At 68.5% G+C, this 18,957-nt stretch carries 15 protein-coding genes; 11 read left to right on the forward strand and 4 right to left on the reverse strand.

Going from position 1 to position 18,957, the window contains the following annotated elements; all coding sequences use genetic code 11:
* The first annotated feature begins 41 nt into the window (after positions 1–41).
* Positions 42–3,287, forward strand: coding sequence for a BTAD domain-containing putative transcriptional regulator (locus tag EV647_RS38040; RefSeq protein WP_166680530.1), 3,246 nt, complete (start codon positions 42–44; stop codon positions 3,285–3,287).
* A gap of 19 nt (positions 3,288–3,306) precedes the next feature.
* Here the strand turns inward: EV647_RS38040 and EV647_RS38045 are convergent, their stop codons facing one another.
* Positions 3,307–3,933, reverse strand: coding sequence for a TetR/AcrR family transcriptional regulator (locus EV647_RS38045; RefSeq protein WP_134011882.1), 627 nt, complete (start codon positions 3,931–3,933; stop codon positions 3,307–3,309).
* 151 nt (positions 3,934–4,084) lie between these two features.
* Here EV647_RS38045 and EV647_RS38050 point away from each other — a divergent pair, with 151 nt between their 5' ends.
* Entirely contained in the window at positions 4,085–4,768 is a 684-nt protein-coding gene (locus EV647_RS38050; RefSeq protein ID WP_134011884.1) for a hypothetical protein, read from the forward strand.
* Positions 4,769–4,857: 89 nt separating this feature from the next.
* On the opposite strand, the gene paaK is transcribed toward EV647_RS38050, so the two are convergent.
* Genes paaK through paaI form a run of 3 tightly spaced genes read right to left on the reverse strand, consistent with a single transcriptional unit; the run spans position 4,858 to position 7,784 of the window.
* A complete protein-coding gene (paaK, locus tag EV647_RS38055; RefSeq protein WP_134011886.1) occupies positions 4,858–6,153 on the reverse strand; it encodes a phenylacetate--CoA ligase PaaK in 1,296 nt (431 codons plus the stop codon).
* 9 nt (positions 6,154–6,162) lie between these two features.
* The gene (pcaF, locus tag EV647_RS38060) at positions 6,163–7,365 is read right to left on the reverse strand and encodes a 3-oxoadipyl-CoA thiolase (protein WP_134011888.1); all 1,203 of its coding nucleotides are present in this window, start codon (positions 7,363–7,365) and stop codon (positions 6,163–6,165) included.
* Positions 7,362–7,784, reverse strand: coding sequence for a hydroxyphenylacetyl-CoA thioesterase PaaI (paaI, locus tag EV647_RS38065; RefSeq protein WP_134011890.1), 423 nt, complete (start codon positions 7,782–7,784; stop codon positions 7,362–7,364). Before paaI ends, pcaF begins: the two co-directional genes overlap by 4 nt.
* A gap of 71 nt (positions 7,785–7,855) precedes the next feature.
* Between paaI and paaN the strand changes: the two genes are divergently transcribed.
* From paaN to EV647_RS38110, 9 genes are all read left to right on the forward strand, one after another.
* Positions 7,856–9,529: a phenylacetic acid degradation protein PaaN gene (gene paaN / locus EV647_RS38070; protein ID WP_134011892.1), complete on the forward strand. Its 1,674-nt coding sequence runs from the start codon at positions 7,856–7,858 to the stop codon at positions 9,527–9,529.
* 142 nt (positions 9,530–9,671) lie between these two features.
* Positions 9,672–11,039, forward strand: a complete 1,368-nt coding sequence (locus EV647_RS38075; RefSeq protein ID WP_134011894.1) for a serine hydrolase — start codon at positions 9,672–9,674, stop codon at positions 11,037–11,039.
* A gap of 115 nt (positions 11,040–11,154) precedes the next feature.
* The gene (locus EV647_RS38080; protein WP_134011896.1) at positions 11,155–11,673 is read left to right on the forward strand and encodes a flavin reductase family protein; all 519 of its coding nucleotides are present in this window, start codon (positions 11,155–11,157) and stop codon (positions 11,671–11,673) included.
* A 221-nt stretch (positions 11,674–11,894) separates the two neighbouring features.
* Positions 11,895–13,172: an ABC transporter substrate-binding protein gene (locus tag EV647_RS38085; protein WP_134011898.1), complete on the forward strand. Its 1,278-nt coding sequence runs from the start codon at positions 11,895–11,897 to the stop codon at positions 13,170–13,172.
* A 59-nt stretch (positions 13,173–13,231) separates the two neighbouring features.
* Entirely contained in the window at positions 13,232–14,131 is a 900-nt protein-coding gene (locus EV647_RS38090) for a carbohydrate ABC transporter permease (protein ID WP_134011900.1), read from the forward strand.
* The gene (locus EV647_RS38095) at positions 14,128–15,033 is read left to right on the forward strand and encodes a carbohydrate ABC transporter permease (RefSeq protein WP_134011902.1); all 906 of its coding nucleotides are present in this window, start codon (positions 14,128–14,130) and stop codon (positions 15,031–15,033) included. Before EV647_RS38090 ends, EV647_RS38095 begins: the two co-directional genes overlap by 4 nt.
* A 142-nt stretch (positions 15,034–15,175) precedes the next feature.
* Entirely contained in the window at positions 15,176–16,810 is a 1,635-nt protein-coding gene (locus tag EV647_RS38100; RefSeq protein ID WP_238177600.1) for a hypothetical protein, read from the forward strand.
* Between the two features lie 55 nt (positions 16,811–16,865).
* Positions 16,866–18,644 (forward strand): NHL domain-containing thioredoxin family protein, encoded by a 1,779-nt coding sequence (locus EV647_RS38105; RefSeq protein ID WP_134011904.1) that lies wholly within the window; start codon positions 16,866–16,868, stop codon positions 18,642–18,644.
* Positions 18,645–18,704: 60 nt separating this feature from the next.
* Positions 18,705–18,953, forward strand: coding sequence for a DUF6458 family protein (locus EV647_RS38110; protein ID WP_134011906.1), 249 nt, complete (start codon positions 18,705–18,707; stop codon positions 18,951–18,953).
* Positions 18,954–18,957: the final 4 nt, after the last annotated feature.

Consider the following 18,957-nt stretch of genomic DNA (forward strand, 5'->3'; position numbering starts at 1 on the left):
TGGTCGGGCGGATGTGCGAGGCTGGTGGGGTGCGCATAGCGGTGCTTGGGCCTCTCGCGATGTGGGCGGCCGATGGGACTCCGCTCGACATCCGCGGCGTCCGCCTGCGCGGGTTGCTCGCGCGCCTGGCGTTGAGCGCGGGCAGGCCGGTCAGCGTCGAGACCCTGGTCGACGGGTTGTGGGGTAGTGAAGCCCCGAGTGCGAACGCTCTGCAGTCGCTCGTGTCCCGGCTGCGGGCGAGTCTGCCGGCCACCGAGTCGAGCATCTCCGTCCAGTCCGGTCCGGCGGGCTACACGCTGACGATCGGCCCGGACTGCGTCGACGCCCTCCAGTTCGAAGAGCTGGTACGGCGGGGGCGTGCGCTCCTCACGTCCGAGCCGGAGCAGGCGCACACGCTCCTCACCCAGGCCGAGAAGCTGTGGCGCGGCGATGCTCTCACCGACCTGCGCGACCTCCCGTTCGCCGCGGTCGAGGCGGACCGGCTGGCCGAGCTGCGTCTCGCCGCCGCAGAGGATCAGGCCGAGGCAGCCGTCAGCTGCGGTCACGCCCGCGACCTGATCACCGACCTCGAGCAGCTCGCCGTTACCCACCCGCTCCGTGAGCGCGTGCACGAGCTCCTCATCCGCTCCCTGTACGCCGACGGCCGCCAGGCGGAAGCGTTGGCGGCGTACGAACGTATCCGGACCACACTGGCTGACGAGCTAGGAGCCGACCCCGGCACCCGCCTGCGCGACCTGCATGTCTCGGTACTGCGTGGTGACGCAGTAGACCCGACTGCGAAGACAGCCCCCGTACCAGCGCCGGCAGCGCCCCGTAGCAACCTGCGCGCGCCGATGACGAGCTTTGTCGGTCGCCGCGAGGACGTGGCGGAGCTGACGCGTCTGCTGAGCAACGGGACCCGTCTGGTGACCATGGTCGGACCAGGTGGTGCCGGCAAGACCAGACTGGCCACGGAGACCGGTAGGACGCTGGTAGGTCAGTCGGGTGACGGCATCTGGTTCGTAGAGCTCGCACCACTCGGTGACGCAGCCGATGTGGCGCCTGCGGTCCTGTCTACGCTCGGCGCCAGCGAGTACGTCGACCTGCCGTCGACACCCTTCGGGCCGAAACACGTTCCGACGAGCCGGGCCGCGACCCTGCGACTTGTCGAGGTCATCGGCGATCGCCGGATCCTGCTCGTCCTCGACAACTGCGAGCACCTCGTCCAAGAGGTCGCCGGCATGGTCGACTCCCTGCTGGCGTCGTGCCCGCGACTCCGGGTCCTGACCACCAGCCGCGAGCCGCTGAGCATCCCCGGTGAGCACCTGCATCCAGTCGGTCCGCTCGGCCTTCCCCCAGAGGACTCGATCACCGACGAGTACCCGGCGATGCAGCTGTTCGTCGACCGCGCCCGCGCAGTACGTCCTGACTTCCAGCTGACCGACGCCAACCGGGAGGCGGTCGCCGAGATCTGCAGGCGGCTCGACGGGATGCCCCTGGCGATCGAGCTCGCGGCAGCTCGGCTGCGGGCGCTCAACCCGCCGCAGATCGTGGACCGGCTCGCGGACCGGTTCCGGCTGCTCACGAGCGGTTCCCGGACCGCACTGCCGCGCCACCAGACGCTGCGAGCGGTCGTGGAGTGGAGCTGGGACCTGCTGGACCCGGACGAGCAGGCTGTCGCTCGGCGACTCTCCCTGTTCTCAGGCGGTGCAACACTCGATGCGGCCGAGCAGATCTGCAGCGACGAGAGCATCCCTGCCGAGTCCGTGCTCGGCGTGCTCGCATCCCTTGTGGACAAGTCACTCGTCGAAGCGGCGGCCGACGAGAGGTCCGTGCGCTACCGGATGCTGGAGACGGTCCGTGCGTACGGCGCCGAACAGCTGAAGGCCTCGGGTGAGTACGAGCGGTTCAGGCACGCGCACACGATGTACTTCAGCCGCATGCTGCGCAGGGCGCGGCCGAAGCTGCGGACCGGTGAGCAGATCGAGTGGATCGCCCGGCTGACCGCCGACAACGAGAACCTGATCGACGCGCTCCGGACGGCGATCGACGTCGGGTCGGCGCGAGTCGCCGTCCAGATGGTCGCCGTCCTGGGGGAGTACTGGACGATGAGCGGCCGCCCTGCCGAAGCGGTGAGCTGGATGCAGGCCGCCCTCGCGGTACCGGGCAAGAGCGTTCCGCTGGACAAGGCCGAGGCGCTGTACCTGCTCGCGCTCGGCCGGATGTCCACCGAGCGGGAACCGTCAACGTCGTTCCAGCAGATGATCCGTGGACTCGCCACGGTCCGCTGGATGACCCGGCGGCACCGGATCCTCGTCGACTCCGGGATCGGCCTGTTCACCAATGCGATGTGGGCGGCGATCCGGCGGGACAAGGCGGCCTGCTTCGCCGAGCTCGAGGCCGCGGCCCGGCACCCGGATCCCTGGATCCGGAACATGGGCCTGATGACGAGCGCCATGTTCCGCGAGAACGAAGGCGAGGTCGACGAGATGGCGGCCACCCTGACGATCGCGCTCGACGGCTTCCGCGAGCTCGGCGACCGCTTCGGTTCGTCGATGGCGCTGCGCGGACTCGCCGGCTACCAGGCCAGTCACGCGGAGCACGACAAAGCCCTGGAGTCACTGCTCGAGGCACTCCGGCTGGTCGAGGAGCTCGGTACGACAGACGGCGTCGCGCAACTGCTCGGCGGCAGCGCGATGAGCCGCATCGAGCTCGGTGACCACGACGGCGCCCGCGCCGATCTGGAGCGTGCCATCCGGCTGTCCGAGGAGACCGGGTCCCAGGGCGGCCAGACGATGGCGTACATCGGACTGGCGCGACTGGCACACCGCGCCGGCAACTTCGACGAGGCCAAGGAGCTCGCGGAGCTGGCCTACTCGAGGCTCGATCTCGCGGCGGAGCGCGTGGCGCCGCATGGACAGTCGATGGTCCTCTCGCAGCTGAGCCGGATCTATGCGTCCGCCGGCGACGTCGAGGAAGCGCAGCGGCGCGGCCGGGAAGCGGTCGGCCTGGCGCTCAGCACCGAGGACATGCCGGTCGCGGCAGCCGTCGTCGAGGCGTCGACGGACGCGCTCGTGCTGGCCGCCGGCACCAACACCGCCGAGCTGTCGGCGGCCGCCCGGACGCTCGGTCTCGCCGCCGCGATCAAGGGCACGCGGGCGATCCCGGACGCCGACGTACAGCGCCTCGTCGACCGGCTGCGCGATGCCCTGGGCAACGAAACCTACGAGACGGCGTACGGCGAAGGCGCGGCCCTGACTCGCGCCGACGCCGTCGCCGAACTCCGAAAGCGCTACACCACGGACTAACGACGCGCTATACCACTGACTAAGCCGTGATCAGTTGGACGGCGAGGTCGCGGAGGGACTGCTGGACGTTCTGCTCCGGTGGGCGGGGGTCGGCGAGCATCCAGTCGTAGACGACGGTGTTCACCGCGCCGAAGAACGCCAGCGCGAGGAACCGGAAGTCCTTGCGCTTGATCTCACCGCGCTCGACCGCGGAGTCGCCGAGGGCCTGGACGTTGCGGATCAGCAGCTCCCGGAACGCGATCCGCTGCTCCTCGACCGCCGGGCTGGTGCCGACCACCTCGACGAACGAGATCCGGGCCCGCCGGAGGTCGGCCATGATGGTGCGCAGGTACGAGTCGACCGCCGCGGCGATCCGCTCCCGCACCGGCCGGTCGGCGGTCCGGCGGAGCGCGTCCCCGGTGGTCCCGACCGCCAGCTCGATCACCTGCGCGTGCACCGCGAGGAGCACCGCTTCCTTGTTCTGGAACTCGTGGTAGAAGTGCCGCGTGGACACTTTCGCCTGTGTGCACAGGCGTTCCACGGATGTCGCCGGATAGCCTTCGGTCCCGAAGAGTTCGAGCGCGGCAGCCAGTAGCCGTTCCCGGCGCGCGGCCTTCCACTCCTCGACTGACCGCCCGGAATAACGGCGTACGGAGGGTTCCCTCATCACACCTCTTGTCGCTACCCCGTGCCAGATCCCGGACATCCTATCCACCCCTCGGCCCGCGCGTAACCGGGTTACCGCCCTCGAGTCCCTGGTGGGCTGGTGGGGTGGCATGCTCGTTTGGTCGGCGACCGCCTTCGCTGAGAGGTGAGACGTGGATCCACGGTTCGACCTGCCCTTGTACACGCGTGCTGAGGCCGCGCTGCATCTTGGGCTGCCGGCTACGACGCTCGGGGACTGGTTGCGGTCGGGAGCGCTGGAGGCGAGCAGCGGGAGTCGCGGCGAGCCGACGATCACCTTCGCCGGCCTGGTCGAGACGCACATGCTCCGGCACCTGCGTCGTACCGGGCTGTCCTTGCACGCTATCGGCGAAGCCGCCATCGCCCTACGGTCGAGGGCCGGCCGGCGCTATCCGCTGGCCTGGTCGGGACTCGCGCACGACGGCCGCGACCTGCTGGTCGAGATCGCCGCCGAGGGCCGGGAACAGGGCTGGGAACGGATCCGTGACAGCCAGGGCGGCTTCCCCGGCGTCCTGCGCCGCGGCTCGGCCGCGATCGGCTGGTCCGACGACGGGTACGCCGCAACGCTGCGGCTGGTGATCTACCACGACATCGACGTGATCGTGAACCCCGAACGCTCCTACGGCCGTCCGATGGTCGACAACGTCCAGGTCGAAGACGTCATCGCGCAGGTCCGCACGGGCGCGCCCTACCGAGAAATCGCCACCAAGTTCAACCTCGAGGACTTCGAGGTCGAAGCCCTGGTCCGCCCGCACATTCGCCCACCCGCCTTCCACAAAACCCGCACCCTGGAATCCCAAGCCGAGCCCCTGCTCTGAGCTAAGGACAGGAAGTAGTCGGCCCCGCTCGATCACTCCCGCCTCAGCCGGGCGGCGGCGCGGGCGCAGCAGGCGACTACCTCCTGTCGTTAGCGGTTGTCCTTGATGTGTTTGGCCTTGCCGAGGGAGCGTTCCAGGGCGTGGGGGTCGAGGACCTCGACGGTGGCGGTGACGCCTACCCGGTCCTTGATGCGGCGGGACAACGTGGTCGCCGCGGCTGTGCGGTCCGCCAGGTCGGGGGCGGCTTCGACCTGGACTGTCAGTTCGTCGAGGCGGTGAGGGCGGGTGAGGACGCAGAGGTAGTGCGGGGTGAGGCCTTCGACCAGGAGGATCTGTTCTTCGATCTGGGTGGGGAAGACGTTGACGCCGCGGACGATCATCATGTCGTCGGTGCGGCCGGTGATCTTCTCCATGCGGCGCAGGCCGGGGCGGGCCGTTCCCGGCAGCAACCGGGTCAGATCCCTGGTGCGGTAGCGCAGTACCGGGAAGGCTTCCTTGGTCAGCGTGGTGAAGACCAGTTCGCCTTCGGAGCCGTCGGGAAGTACGTCGCCGGTGACCGGATCGATGATCTCCGGATAGAAGTGGTCCTCCCAGATGTGCAGGCCGTCCTTCGTCTCCACGCACTCCTGCGCGACGCCGGGTCCCATCACCTCGGACAGTCCGTAGATGTCGACGGCATGGATGCCGGTGCGTTCCTCGACCTCGGTGCGCATCTGCTCGGTCCACGGTTCGGCGCCGAAGATCCCGATCCGCAGCGACGTGTCCCGCGGATCGAGGCCGCGGGCCTCCATCTCGTCGACGATCGCGAGGAAGTACGACGGCGTGACCATGATGATGCGGGCGCCGAAGTCGCGGATCAGGTCCACCTGGCGTTCGGTCATCCCGCCGGAGACCGGTACGACGGTGCACCCGAGCCGCTCGGCCCCGTAGTGCGCACCGAGTCCGCCGGTGAACAGGCCGTATCCGTAGGCGACATGGCAGACGTCCCCCGCGCGCCCGCCGGCCGCGCGGATCGATCGCGCCATCAGGTCCGCCCAGTTGTCGAGATCCCGCCGCGTATACCCGACCACCGTCGGCCGGCCGGTAGTCCCGGACGAAGCATGCACACGCACGACTTGAGTCCTGGGTACCGCGAACATCCCGAACGGGTAGTTGTCGCGCAGGTGCTTCTTCGCCGTGAACGGCAACCGGCTCAGATCGCTCAGATCAGCAAGGTCGCCGGGCTTGAACCCGACCGCGTCCAACGCGGCCCGGTAGTGCGGGACGTTCTCGTAGGCCCGCCGTACGGTTGCCTGCAGCAACGACAGCTGCCGGGCCCGCAGCTCGTCGACCGACAACTGCTCGCCGGCATCACGCAACTCCGAAGGACAGGCGTCACCGAGCATAAGGACTCCCTAGGGACGGGCGAGCAGGGTCGCGATGCCCTGGCCGACGCCGATGCACATGGTGGCCAGCGCGTACCGGGCGTCGCGGTGGCGGAGCTCCAGGGCCGCGGTGAGCGCGAGGCGGGCGCCGGACATCCCCAGCGGGTGGCCGAGGGCGATGGCGCCGCCGTTCGGATTGACGTGCTCGGCGTCGTCGGGCAGGCCGAGCTCCCGCAGTACGGCGAGCGACTGGGACGCGAATGCCTCGTTCAACTCGATCACGTCGATGTCGGACAACGCGACCCCGGTGCGGTCGAGCAGCTTCCGCGTCGCGGGCGCCGGTCCGATCCCCATGATCCGAGGCGGTACGCCGGCAGCGGCCGTCCCCACGACCCGGGCCAACGGTGTCACGCCGTACTGCTCCACAGCCTCACCGCTCATCACGAGCAAGGCCGCCGCCCCGTCGTTCACCCCCGACGCGTTCCCCGCCGTCACCGTCCCAGGCGATCGGAACGGAGTCTTCAAGCCGGCGAGCGCTTCGAGCGAGGTCTCACGCGGGTGCTCGTCAGCATCAACGACGGTCACCGCCCCGCGCTTACCCGGTACGTCGACCGCAACGATCTCTTCGGAAAGTCGTCCGTTGGCCTGCGCCTTGGCGGCCCGCTGCTGCGAGCGCAACGCGAACAGGTCCTGATCCTCGCGAGAGATCGAGAAGTCCGCGGCGACGTTCTCGGCCGTCTCCGGCATCGAGTCGATCCCGTACTGCTCCTTCAGCACCGGATTGACGAACCGCCACCCGATCGTGGTGTCGAAGACCTCCGCCTGCCGGGAGAACGCGGTCGTTGCCTTCGGCATCACGAACGGCGCCCGCGACATCGACTCGACGCCGCCGGCCACCACGATGTCGTTGTCCCCGGCAATGATCGACCGGGCGGCGTAGGCGACCGCATCCAGGCCCGATCCACAGAGCCGGTTGATGGTCGTCCCCGGGACCGAGTCCGGCAGACCGGCGAGCAGCACCGCCATCCGCGCGACGTTCCGGTTGTCCTCGCCGGCCTGGTTCGCGCAGCCGAGGATCACGTCGTCGATCCGGGCCGGGTCCAGCGCGGTCCGGTTCAGCAGCGACGAGATCGCGTGCGCGGCGAGGTCGTCCGGACGGACCAGGGCGAGCGCACCGCCGTACCGCCCGATCGGGGTGCGGACACCATCGACCAGAAACGCCTCGCGAGTCATGATTCCTCCGTAACGATGGTTCCGGACAGTTGGCGGCTGCGGCCGCGGAACTCGGCGATCACCTCGTCGTCGCGGGTGACCGTGATGTCGTAGATCGCGTTCCGGCCGTACGACGTCCGCTCCCGGGCCTCGGCGACCAGCAGATCGCCACGGCGTGCCGGGGCGACGAACACGATGTCGCAGGCCTGCGCGACCGTCACCTGGTTGCGCGAGTTGCAGGCGAACGCGAACGCCGAGTCGGCCAGACAGAACACGAATCCACCATGCGCGATCCCGTGCCCGTTGACCATGTCCTCGCGCACCGGCATCTCGAGTCGCGCCGTACCCTCGCCGACCGCCACCAGCCGCATCCCCAGCCCGGCGCTGGCGGTGTCCTCCGCCCACATCGCCGCCGCCACGCGGGCCGCCAAGTCGTCCATCCGTTGCCCAATCGAGAAGAGGCTTGTGACACCCTAGTACGAATCGCGTCAACGACTGTAACATCGCCCTCATGACCACCGACCTGCTCTCCTCCCACCGCGAGCGCCTCAACGGTGCGCTGAAGGCGATCCACGACCGCGGCTACCACTCCGCGTTCCCGGAGTCACCGAGCCCCCGGGTGTACGGCGAGACCGCGGCGGCCGACGGTAAGGCGGCCTTCGAAGCTCATCTGGGTACGACGTACGCGCTCGAGATCCCCGGATCGCGCGGCACTGTCGTCACCGAGCAGTCGCCGTACGGGATCGCGATGGACGTCTCGTACCCGCGGGTCGTCGAGGAGGGTCTGGACGAGCTGCTGACCGCGGCGCAGCAGGGCCTCGCGGACTGGCGCCGGGCCGGGATCGACGGGCGGACCGGGGTCGCCCTGGAGATTCTCGAGCGGCTGCACAAGCGGATCTTCGAGCTCGCCAACGCCGTTCAGCACACCAGCGGTCAGGCGTTCGTGATGGCCTTCCAGGCCGGCGGCGCGCACGCGCTCGACCGGGCGCTCGAGGCGGTCGCGTACGCGCACGAGGAGATGAACCGCTATCCCGCGACCGCGACCTGGGAGAAGCCGGCCAAGGGCGATCCGATCCGGATGGAGAAGACGTTCACCGTCACCGGCCGCGGCGTCGCGCTGGTGATCGGCTGCAACACGTTCCCGACCTGGAACTCCTGGCCCGGCCTGTTCGCCTCGCTGGTCACCGGCAACGCGGTCGTCGTCAAGCCGCACCCGCTGGCCGTGCTGCCGTTGGCGATCACCGTCGACGTCTGCCGGGAGGTGCTCGCCGAGGCCGGTTTCGACCCGAACCTGGTCACCCTCGCCACTGAGCGCGCAGGTGACGGCCTGGCCAAGCCGCTGGCGACCCGGCCCGAGGTGAAGCTGATCGACTTCACCGGCGGCAGCGAGTTCGGCGAGTGGCTGGAGCAGAACGCGACCCAGGCGACCGTCTTCACCGAGAAGGCCGGCGTGAACGCGGTCGTCATCGACTCCACCGACTCCTTCAAGGCACTGACCGGCAACCTGGCTTTCACGCTCTCCCTCTACTCCGGCCAGATGTGCACCACCACCCAGAACCTGTTCGTCCCGGCCGGCGGGATCGAGACCGACGAGGGCCACAAGTCCTTCGAGGAGGTCGGCGCCGCGCTCGCGACGGCGATCGGCAGACTGCTCGGCGACGACGCCCGCGCGGTCGAGATCCTCGGCGGCATCGTGAACCAGGCCGTGATCAGCCGCCTCGACCTCGCCCCGGAGTACGGCGAGGTGGTGCTGGAGTCCCGCGCGATCCAGCACCCGGCGTTCCCGGACGCGGTGGTCCGTACGCCGTTGCTCGTGGCGGTCGGCGCGGACGACGCCGAGGTGTACGGGCGCGAGTGCTTCGGGCCGGTCTCGTTCCTGGTCAAGACCGCCGACACCGCGCAATCGATCGACCTGTTCCGGAAGACCGTCGCCGAGGGCGGCGCGATGACCGCCGGGATCTACTCGACCGACTCCAAGGTCTTGGACGAGGCCCGGGACGCGGCCCTCGACGCGGGCGTCGCGCTGTCGGAGAACCTGACCGGCCAGGTGTTCGTGAACCAGTCGGCCGCGTTCAGCGACTTCCACGGCACCGGGGCGAACCCCGCGGCCAACGCGATGTACACCGACGGCGCCTATGTCGCGAGCCGCTTCCGGGTCATCCAGTCCCGCCGCCACGCTGGGTAGCGGGTCGATTCGTTTCGGCAGGAATGGACAGGATTGGAAAGGACTCGCGGCGCTCAAGTTGCTGCCCTGGCGTCGTTGAGCGGACCCTGATGCGGAAGGCCTGACAGAAATCTCCATCCGCCGATCCGCCAGGAGAACCGCCGTGACACAAAGCGTGACCGAGGCACTCGCCTACTACGACAGCTGGCTGGCGTTCAACCAGCGGTACCAGCGGGTGCCGGGCGTCCAGGTCGCGGTGTACGTCGAGGACTCGATCGCGTTCTCGGCGTCGTACGGGCTGGCGGACGTGGAGAACGACGTACCGCTGACCGACCAGCACCTGTTCCGGATCGCGTCGCACTCGAAGACGTTCACCGGCACCGCCATCTTCCAGCTGGTCGAGCAGGGCCGGCTGCGGCTGGACGACAAGGTGTCGCAGCACGTCACCGAGATCGTCGGTACGCCGGTCGGCGAGCGGACCGTCCGTGAGCTGCTCGCGCACGCCGGAGGCGTGACCCGGGACAGCCTGGACGCGAGCTGGTGGCAGTTGTCCACAGCCTTCCCGGACCGTGACCAGTTGCTCGAGGTACTGCGGGACGAGTCGTCGGCCGTGATCGCGGAGAACGAGCGCTTCAAGTACTCGAACATCGGCTACGGCCTGCTCGGACTCGTCGTCGAGGCGGCGAGCGGTACGCCGTACAACTCCTATGTCCAGACCGCGATCGTGGACAAGCTCGGGCTGTCGGGTCTCGGCCCGGAGCTGGATCCGGCCCGGCTGACCGAGTACGCCGCCGGGTACAGCGCGCTGACGTACGCCGACACGCGCGTCCCGATCGAGCATGTCGACACCCGTGCGCTGGCCTCGGCGACCGGGTTCTTCGGTAACGCGCGCGACTTGGTCACGTACTTCTCCGCGCACCTGCCCGGCGACGACCGGCTGCTCTCGGACAAGTCCAAGCGCGAGATGCAGCACCCGCTGTGGACGACCGGGGCGGACGAGAAGGCGCGGTACGGCCTCGGCCTGGCGGTGAGCAAGGTCGGCGACCGGGAGGTGTTCGGCCACGGCGGCGGGTATCCGGGCCACATCACCAGGACCCTCGTCGACCCCGAGCACCGGATCGTCGTCTCGGTGCTGACCAACGCGATCGACGGGCCCGCGTCGCAGTTCGCGGAGGGTCTCTTCAGGCTCCTCGACCTCGCCGAGTCGAAGGATCGCGGCGCAGGCGACCTCCACCGCTTCACCGGCCGCTTCGCGAACCTCTGGGGCGTCACGGACTTCGTCGTCATCGGCGGCCGCCTCTACGCGACCGACCCGTCCAGCCCGAACCCGGCTGACGAACCGCAGCCGCTCGAGGCGGACGGCGACACACTCCGCGTCACCGGCGGCAACGGCTACGGCTCGTACGGCGAGTCGTACCGCTTCACGTTCGACGCCAACGGCGCGGTCAAGACGGTCCACGGCTCCAGCGGCCTGAGCCTGGAGCCCATCGAAACCTTCACCCTCCCGAAACGAGTTACCGTGGCCCGGTGACAGCACACATGCCACGCCTCCGGCGCGGCGGGTCATGGGGCTTTAACTCCCGTCCTTCCCTCGTCGCTCCGGTCGCTTCGCTCCCTCCACTCCTCAGTCCAGGACGGGAGGCCCCATGACCATTCACGGTGACCATCCGTTCCTGCCGCCTGAGTCCGAGCGGAGTCCGGTTCGGCGGTTGCGGGGGCGGCTCCCGTCGCCGGTCGGGCTGTGGACGACGGCGTACGACGGGAAGCGGGCCGGGCTCACGGTGTCGTCGATGCTGGTGGCCGACGGCGAGCCCGGGTACGTGATCGGCCTGCTCGACCCGGACTCGGACCTGTGGGAAACGTTGCGCGAGGCAAGGACCGCGGTGGTGTCGCTGCTCGGCGAACCGCACCGCCAACTGGCCGACGCCTTCGGGTACATCGCACCCGCTCCGGGCGGACCGTTCCGGATGATCGACTGGACGGATACCGCCTGGGGCCCGGCGCCGGCCGGCGTCAGCACCTGGGCCGGCTGCACCCTCGTCGACCCCGACCCGCCCGAGATCGGCTGGGCGCTCCAGGTGCAACTGGAGATCGCGCACGTGGAGCTCGCCGCCGACGACGTACCCGCGCTGGTGCACCGCCGCGGACGCTACGCGACGATCTAGGTGCTGCTCAGACCCTGACGTTTTGCGCACTTCGGATGCGCGCAGGGGTCGATCGAACCCGGAATGTGCGCGCTCTCACACTGTCAAGGTGCGCGGGGTCACGGCTGCGCAACGCGCCTGCGCGGAACGTTGACACCCGCTGCGCGCCGTCCCAGAGTTGCACCGTCAAGGGGGCATCGTTGTCACAGGCGGCTCCATCTATTGATCGGAGAGTGAAAATCATGCGTGGTGGTCTGAGCAAGACCCTGGCGCTGGTGGGTGCGGCGGGTCTTCTCGCGGTGAGCGCCTGCGGAAACAGCGACGACAGCGGTGGCGGAGACTCCTCCGCGAGCAAGGACGTCACTGTCTTCACCTGGTGGGCAGACGGTGGTGAGAAGGCCGGGCTGGACGGCCTGGTGTCCGTGTTCGGCACGGAGTGCAAGGACTACAAGTTCGTCAACTCGGCGGTGGCCGGCGGTGCCGGCGCGAACGCCAAGCAGGTGCTGGCCAACGACCTGCAGGCGGGCAAGCCGCCGTCGACGTTCCAGGCGCACGCAGGTGCGGAGCTGAAGGACTACATCAACGCCGGCCAGGTCGACGACGTCAGCCAGCTGTACAAGGACTACGGACTGGACAAGGCTTTCCCGCAGAACCTGATCGACAATCTGACCGTCGACGGCAAGATCTACTCGATCCCCGCCAACATCCACCGGGCGAACGTGGTCTGGACGAACCCGACGGTCCTGAAGAAGGCGAACATCGACGCCACCAAGGCTCCGGCCAGCGTGGACGCGTGGATCGCCGATCTGACCAAGCTGAAGGCCGCCGGTGTGGCCGCGCCGCTGGGGCTCTCCAAGGGCTTCGCCCAGGAGATGCTGGTGGAGACGACTCTGCTGGCCGAGCTCGGTCCGGACAAGTTCAAAGGTCTCTGGGACGGCAAGACTGACTGGGCCGGCGCCGATGTGACCGCGGCGCTGAACAAGTACAAGACGCTGCTGTCGTTCAGCAACGCCGACCGCGAGGCGATCGACTGGTCGGACTCGCTCGGCTACGTGAACGCCGGCAAGGCCGGATACACCCTGATGGGTGACTGGGTCGCCGCGCAGCAGCTGGCCAACAAGGTTCCGGAGACGGCGTACACCTACTGGCCGGCCCCGGGTACGGGCGACTCGTTCCAGTTCCTCGCGGACTCGTTCACGCTGCCGACCAACGGTGCGGACCCCGACGGTGCGAAGTGCTGGCTGAAGGTCGTCGGCTCGGCCGAGGGCCAGAAGGCGTTCAACACCAAGAAGGGCTCGATCCCGGCGCGTTCGGACGCCGACCCGGCCGACTACCCGAAGTACCAGCAGACCGCGATGGCGGACTGGAAGAAGGACACGATCGTCCCGTCCTGCGCCCACGGTGCCGCGTGCACGGCCGGCCAGAACAACGACATCCTGTCGGCGCTCAGCCAGTTCAGCGGCAGTCAGGACGTCGCGAAGCTGCAGAAAGCCCTTGGTACTGCGATGAAGACGAGCTGATGCAGCCAAGAAAATTCAGCGCAGCGTTGCGGACCGTATGCTCGTTGGAGGACTGAGAGGTGCACGGAAGAATTCGCACGTGGGGCCCTGGCGCCCTGGTGCTGCTGCCGACGGTGCTGCTGCTCGGGTACTTCGTCTACGGGCTGATCGCATGGTCCTTCAACACCTCGCTGACGAACCGGCACACGGCTCGCAAGGGCCCGGCGGACTACGTCGGGTTCGAGAACTACGGGCACCTGTTCACCGAGGACCGGTTCCTCAACTCGCTGAAGAACCTCGGCGTGCTCACGGTGGCGTTCATCGTGGGCACGCTGATCTTCGGTCTGATCTGGGCCTTGCTGCTCGAAAAGGGCGTGCCCGGCGAGTCGATCTTCCGGTCGGTCTTCCTGTTCCCGATGGCGATCTCGATGATCGCCTCGGGCGTCGTCTGGGGCTGGTTGCTGAACCCGTCCCAGGGCGACGACGCGCGGGGGCTGAACCGGCTGTTCGCGATTCTCCATCTGAACTTCCTGGAGAATCCGTGGTGGACCGGGGGAAGTAGATGGACGACGATGATGTCGATCGCGTTGCCCGCGGTCTGGCAGATGTCCGGATACATCATGGCGCTGTTCCTGGCCGGCTTCCGCGGAATTCCGCCGGAGCTGCGTGAGGCGGCCCGGGTGGACGGCGCGTCGGAGTTCAAGCTGTACCGGCACGTGTTGTTCCCGCAGCTGTCGCCGATCGCGCTGTCGGCTCTCATCATCCTCGGGCACATCTCGCTGAAGCTGTTCGACCTGATCTACGCGATCACCGGGCCGAACCAGTTCCGCACCGAGGTGCCGGCCATCCTGATGTGGAACACCTTGTTGCGCAGTGACCAGGCCAAGGCGGCCGCGATCGCGATCGTGATGCTCGCGGTCGTCGCCGTACTCGTCATCCCGTACCTCGCGTTGACCGTCCGGCACGAGGAGGAGCGATGACCGCCGTCGAGGCGCAGGCCGCGACCGGCAAGGCAGCGGCGGCGATCAGCCGGAAGCCGCCGAGCAGCAGGCTCGGCGAAGGAACGACCCGGCGCAGCAGGACCGTGCGTTACATCCTGCTGCTGCTGTTCCTGTTGTTCGTGCTGACCCCGGTGTACGTCGTACTGATCACCAGCTTCAAGACGTCCGGCGACACCACCGCGGCCTCGCAGTGGAACCTGCCGAAGGAATGGACGCTGGAGCCGTGGCGCAAGGCCTGGGACGTGCTGCAGCCGTACATGATCCGGTCGCTGTCGCTGGCGATCCCGGCCGCGATCATCTCGTCGGTGATCGGGTCCGCGAACGGGTTCGTGCTGGCCCGCTGGCGGTTCCCGGGCGCGAACATCGTGTTCGCGTTCATCCTGTTCGGGATGTTCATCCCCTACCAGGCGGTGATGCTGCCGCTGCGGACGACGTTCACCGAGCTGGACATCACCCGGGGCGTGCCGACCCTGATCGTCGCTCACTGCATCTACGGCATCCCGATCTGCACGCTGATCTTCCGCAACTACTACGCCACCATCGTTCCGAACGAGATCATCGAGTCGGCCCGGGTGGACGGGGCCGGCCTGATCCAGACGTACGCGCGGATCATTCTGCCGATCTCGATCTCCGGGTTCGTGGTGACGCTGATCTGGCAGTTCACCTCGGTCTGGAACGACTTCCTGTTCGCGTTGTTCCTGACCCAGCAGAACAACGGGCCCGTGACCTTGGGCCTGGCGGCATTGTCCGGCGGCCAGAAGGTCGACTACGCGGCGAGTATGGCGGGCGCGCTGATCACGTCGTTCCCGACGCTGCTCGTCTACATCCTCCTGGGCCGCTGGTTCATCGGCGGCCTGATGGCCGGCGCCCTCAAGGGCTGAAGCCGGCCGTCTTCGAGCACCCACCAACCGCATTTCCACCCGCGAAACGGTTGGTGGGTGCTCATGGATGTACGGCGGAGTTGTCCACAGGGCGCGCTGACAGGACTGCGGGGGAGGGGGTGCGGACGGTAATCTCACGGAGGTGACCAAGTCTCCGAGTGGACGGGACGGACGGCGCAGCCATCTGCGGCTCGTCGGCTCCGACCCGGGCGAGTCGCCCGCGCCGGCGGTGGCTGTGGATGTCGACACCACGCCGAGCGTCGCCGTGCTGGAGACCTTGCTGGAAACGCTTGCCCTCGACATGGCCGCGGTTCCGGCCGCTCTGCATCCGGTGATCGCCGAGGCGTCGGTGGCGCGTTCGGCGGCGATGCTCGCCGACCAGCTGTGGCCGGCCGGGCTCCCGGACGAGATCGGCGAGGTGGAGCGGTTCTTCTGGGCCGACGCGGCGCGGGTGCTCGGCGAGCGCCGTGATCTCGAGTCTTTCGTCCTGCTGACGAGCCTGGCCCGGACCGTCGGCCCGGCCGGGCGACTGCCGCTGCAGCGGGCGCATGTTTCCCGGTTGCGGACACAGGACGAAGTACCGGAATGGGTGACGCGGATCGCCGGCTTCCGGCTGACCAGCGCGATCGTGTCCGAGGACATCACCGGTGACGGGCTGAGCGTCGTGCTCGACTACGACGACGAGCAGCATCCGCACACTGTGGTGGTGTTCATCGACAACAATCTCGGCGCGATCATCAAGGACGTGTTCGTCGGCCCGCCGGTGGACCGCGTCCTGGAGGCGTACGAGCGCGGCGGCCGGGTGACCATCCGGACCGTGCGGCCGCCGATCGCCGCCGGCATCATCCTGCACGCGCTCGGCGAGACCCGCGACTACGACGATCCGCCGGTGAGCGAGGACTTCGAGTTCTTCACCGGCCTGCTGGTGAACCGGCTGACCCAGATGCCGGAGCGCCCGGTCCGGCCGCCGATCCGCCCGCTCATGACTCCGCGACAGCGCGAACAGCTGGTCGAGGAGTTCCTCGATTCACGGTACGCCGTTGGCCTGCCCGACGACGCCGCGGACATCGCCCGGCTGTGGATCGATCACGCGGTCGACCACACCGTCGGCGGTCCGCTGCGCGTCAGCGGCGTACTGGTCGAGCTCTTCCTCGCGCACTGGCTGCCGCGCAAGGTGCTTGCTGACAGCACCTATTTCGACGCGGTCCCGGTGGTGGTGAAGGCCTGGCTCGAGTTCGCCGGCGATCGGACCCACCTGCCGCTGGACACGGTCGACGAGGCGATCGACGCCGTCGACGTCTGGCAACCGGCCCTGGAAGCCGCCGCGATGATCGACCCGGTCGGCTCGAAGCCTGGCGAGCGGGTCTTCCTCGACGACGCGACCAACGACCTGGAAGACGCTTACCGAGCCCTCGCCGGCCTCGGGTCCCCGCCTCAGCCCGACCTCCGCGGCCTGGACAATCACCAAGCCGCGACGCTCTCGGTCCTCGCGCCGCACGCCTGGCTGATGGCCGGTGAAACCCTCGGTACGGCGTACGCGCCGGACGCCTTCGACATTGCCGAACGCCTGGTCCGCGACGCCCCCGACCTCCTGGCCAAGGCCCGCCTCTCCACCTGGCCCCGAGCCATCGTCTGGCTCCTCGCGCACCGCCACCGCCTGGTAGGCCCCGGCGAAACCCTCACCCCCTACACCCTCGCCACCGACCTCTCGTCCTCCCCGGCAACCCTCCGCAAAACCGCAAAACTCCTGACCGACACCCTGATCCTGCCGCGCTGATCTCATCCGCCGGGCCTGTGGCGGCTGCTGTTGAGCCGCGGCGGACAATGGGGACATGCATGTGCGCGCGCCGGAGCTCAAGGGTCGTGGGTGGTTGAACACGGGTGGGCGGGAGTTGTCGCTCGCGGACTTCCGTGGACGCTTTCTGTTGCTGGATTTTTGGACGTTCTGCTGCATCAACTGTCTGCATGTTCTGGACGAGTTGCGGCCGTTGGAGGAGAAGTACGGCGACGCGCTGGTGATTGTCGGGGTGCACTCCCCGAAATTCGCGCACGAAGGGGAGGAAGCTGCGGTCCGAGCCGCTGTCGAGCGGTACGAGGTGGGGCATCCGGTGCTCGACGACCCGGAGCTGATCACCTGGCAGAACTACACGGCACGCGCCTGGCCGACGCTGGTCCTGGTGGATCCGAACGGGTACGTCGTCGCGCAGTACTCCGGTGAAGGCCACGAGCATGCCCTGGACGCCCTGCTGGCCGAGCTGATCGTGCAGCACGAAGAGGCAGGGACCCTGACCCGCGGCCGGTCGCCGTACGTCGCTCCGACACCCGAGCCGTCCGACCTCCGCTTCCCGGCGAAGGTCGTTGCGGTGGACAACGGGTTCCTGGTCGCGGACGCCGGTAACCACAGCATCGTCGAGCTCGCCGCCGACGCGACCACCGTCGTACGCCGGATCGGATCGGGCCATCGTGGTTTCGCCGACGGAGCCGCCGGTGAGGCGAGCTTCTCCGAGCCGAACGGTCTGGTGGTGCTGCCGTCCGACGTGGCCGAGAAGGTCGGGTACGACGTCGTGGTCGCGGACACCGTCAATCACGCGCTGCGCGGCGTGTCGCTCGCCGACGGCCAGGTGACGACGTTGGTCGGCACCGGCAAGCAATGGATGGACGGCGACGGGACCGACGTACTGAGCTCGCCATGGGATGTCGCTTGGTGGGGCGACAAGGTGTGGATCGCGATGGCCGGCGTACACCAGCTGTGGACGTTCGATCCGTTCACCGGAGAGACCGCGGTCGCGGCAGGTACGACCAACGAGGGGCTGAAGGACGGGCCGCTCGGCGAAGCGTGGTTCGCGCAGACGAGCGGGCTCGCGGCGGACGGCGATCGGCTGTGGCTGGCTGATTCGGAGATCTCGGCGCTGCGATGGATCGACGCCGAGGTACACACTGCTGTCGGCACCGGGCTCTTCGACTTCGGGCTGCGCGACGGCAAGGCGAGTGAGGCGTTGCTGCAGCATCCGCTCGGCGTGACGATCCTCCCGGACGGATCCGTCGCGATCGCCGACACCTACAACGGCGCCGTACGGCGGTACGACCCGCGGACCGAGACCGTCGACACAATGGCCACCGGGCTGGCCGAGCCGAGCGGAGCTGTTGTCGTGGGCAACGAGTTGCTCGTCGTCGAGTCCGCCGCGCACCGCCTGACCCGGATCCCGCTCGGGGCTTCCGCGACGGCCGACGAGTTCAGCACGCGGTCGCAGCGTCCGCCGATGGATCTCGCTGCTGGAGAGGTCACGCTCGAGGTCGTCTTCAACCCGCCGCCGGGACAGAAGCTGGACGACCGCTACGGCCCGTCCACCCGGCTTCTGGTCTCCTCCACTCCGGACAACCTGCTCCGTGCGGGGGCGGGCGACTCCACCGATCTCGTACGTCGTCTCGTCGTCGACCCGCACGCCGGCTCCGGGGTCCTCCACGTGGCCGTCCAGGCCGCCTCGTGCGACGACTCCGCCGAGGTGGAGTTCCCCGCCTGCCATATGCACCGCCAGGACTGGGGCGTCCCCGTCCACATCACCCCCGACGGCCCGAACCGCGTCGAACTCGTTCTGTCCGGCGGTAAGTAACTTGTTTGCCGAAGGGGTACCGTCGAAGGTGTAGGTCCAAGGACTCGCTGGGAGGCCCGGATGAGTATCGGTGTGGGGATCTTTTTGATGGTGGTCGGCGGCATTTTCGCGTTCGCCGTCCGCGACAGCTGGGACGCCGTGAACCTGCAGGTCGTCGGCTACATCCTGCTCCTGGCGGGCCTGGCCGGCATCCTGCTTTCCTTCTACATCACCAACCGCCGCCGGCGGGTGGAGACCACCGCTATCGACCCAGCCGTCGAAGAGGAATACCGCGTCGTCGAGGAACACCACCGCGACCTGAAGGAGTAGTCCT

This window comes from Kribbella sp. VKM Ac-2566 (genome assembly GCF_004366005.1).
Taxonomy (GTDB): Bacteria; Actinomycetota; Actinomycetes; order Propionibacteriales; family Kribbellaceae; genus Kribbella; species Kribbella pratensis.

Bases quoted from the DNA above. Each gene is read 5' to 3' on its own strand.
- EV647_RS38045 (WP_134011882.1), bottom strand. From the start codon at position 3,933: ATGAGGGAACCCTCCGTACGCCGTTATTCCGGGCGGTCAGTCGAGGAG.
- paaK (WP_134011886.1), bottom strand. From the start codon at position 6,153: ATGCTCGGTGACGCCTGTCCTTCGGAGTTGCGTGATGCCGGCGAGCAG.
- pcaF (WP_134011888.1), bottom strand. From the start codon at position 7,365: ATGACTCGCGAGGCGTTTCTGGTCGATGGTGTCCGCACCCCGATCGGG.
- paaI (WP_134011890.1), bottom strand. From the start codon at position 7,784: ATGGACGACTTGGCGGCCCGCGTGGCGGCGGCGATGTGGGCGGAGGAC.
- paaN (WP_134011892.1), top strand. From the start codon at position 7,856: ATGACCACCGACCTGCTCTCCTCCCACCGCGAGCGCCTCAACGGTGCG.
- EV647_RS38080 (WP_134011896.1), top strand. From the start codon at position 11,155: ATGACCATTCACGGTGACCATCCGTTCCTGCCGCCTGAGTCCGAGCGG.
- EV647_RS38085 (WP_134011898.1), top strand. From the start codon at position 11,895: ATGCGTGGTGGTCTGAGCAAGACCCTGGCGCTGGTGGGTGCGGCGGGT.
- EV647_RS38095 (WP_134011902.1), top strand. From the start codon at position 14,128: ATGACCGCCGTCGAGGCGCAGGCCGCGACCGGCAAGGCAGCGGCGGCG.
- EV647_RS38105 (WP_134011904.1), top strand. From the start codon at position 16,866: ATGCATGTGCGCGCGCCGGAGCTCAAGGGTCGTGGGTGGTTGAACACG.
- EV647_RS38110 (WP_134011906.1), top strand. From the start codon at position 18,705: ATGAGTATCGGTGTGGGGATCTTTTTGATGGTGGTCGGCGGCATTTTC.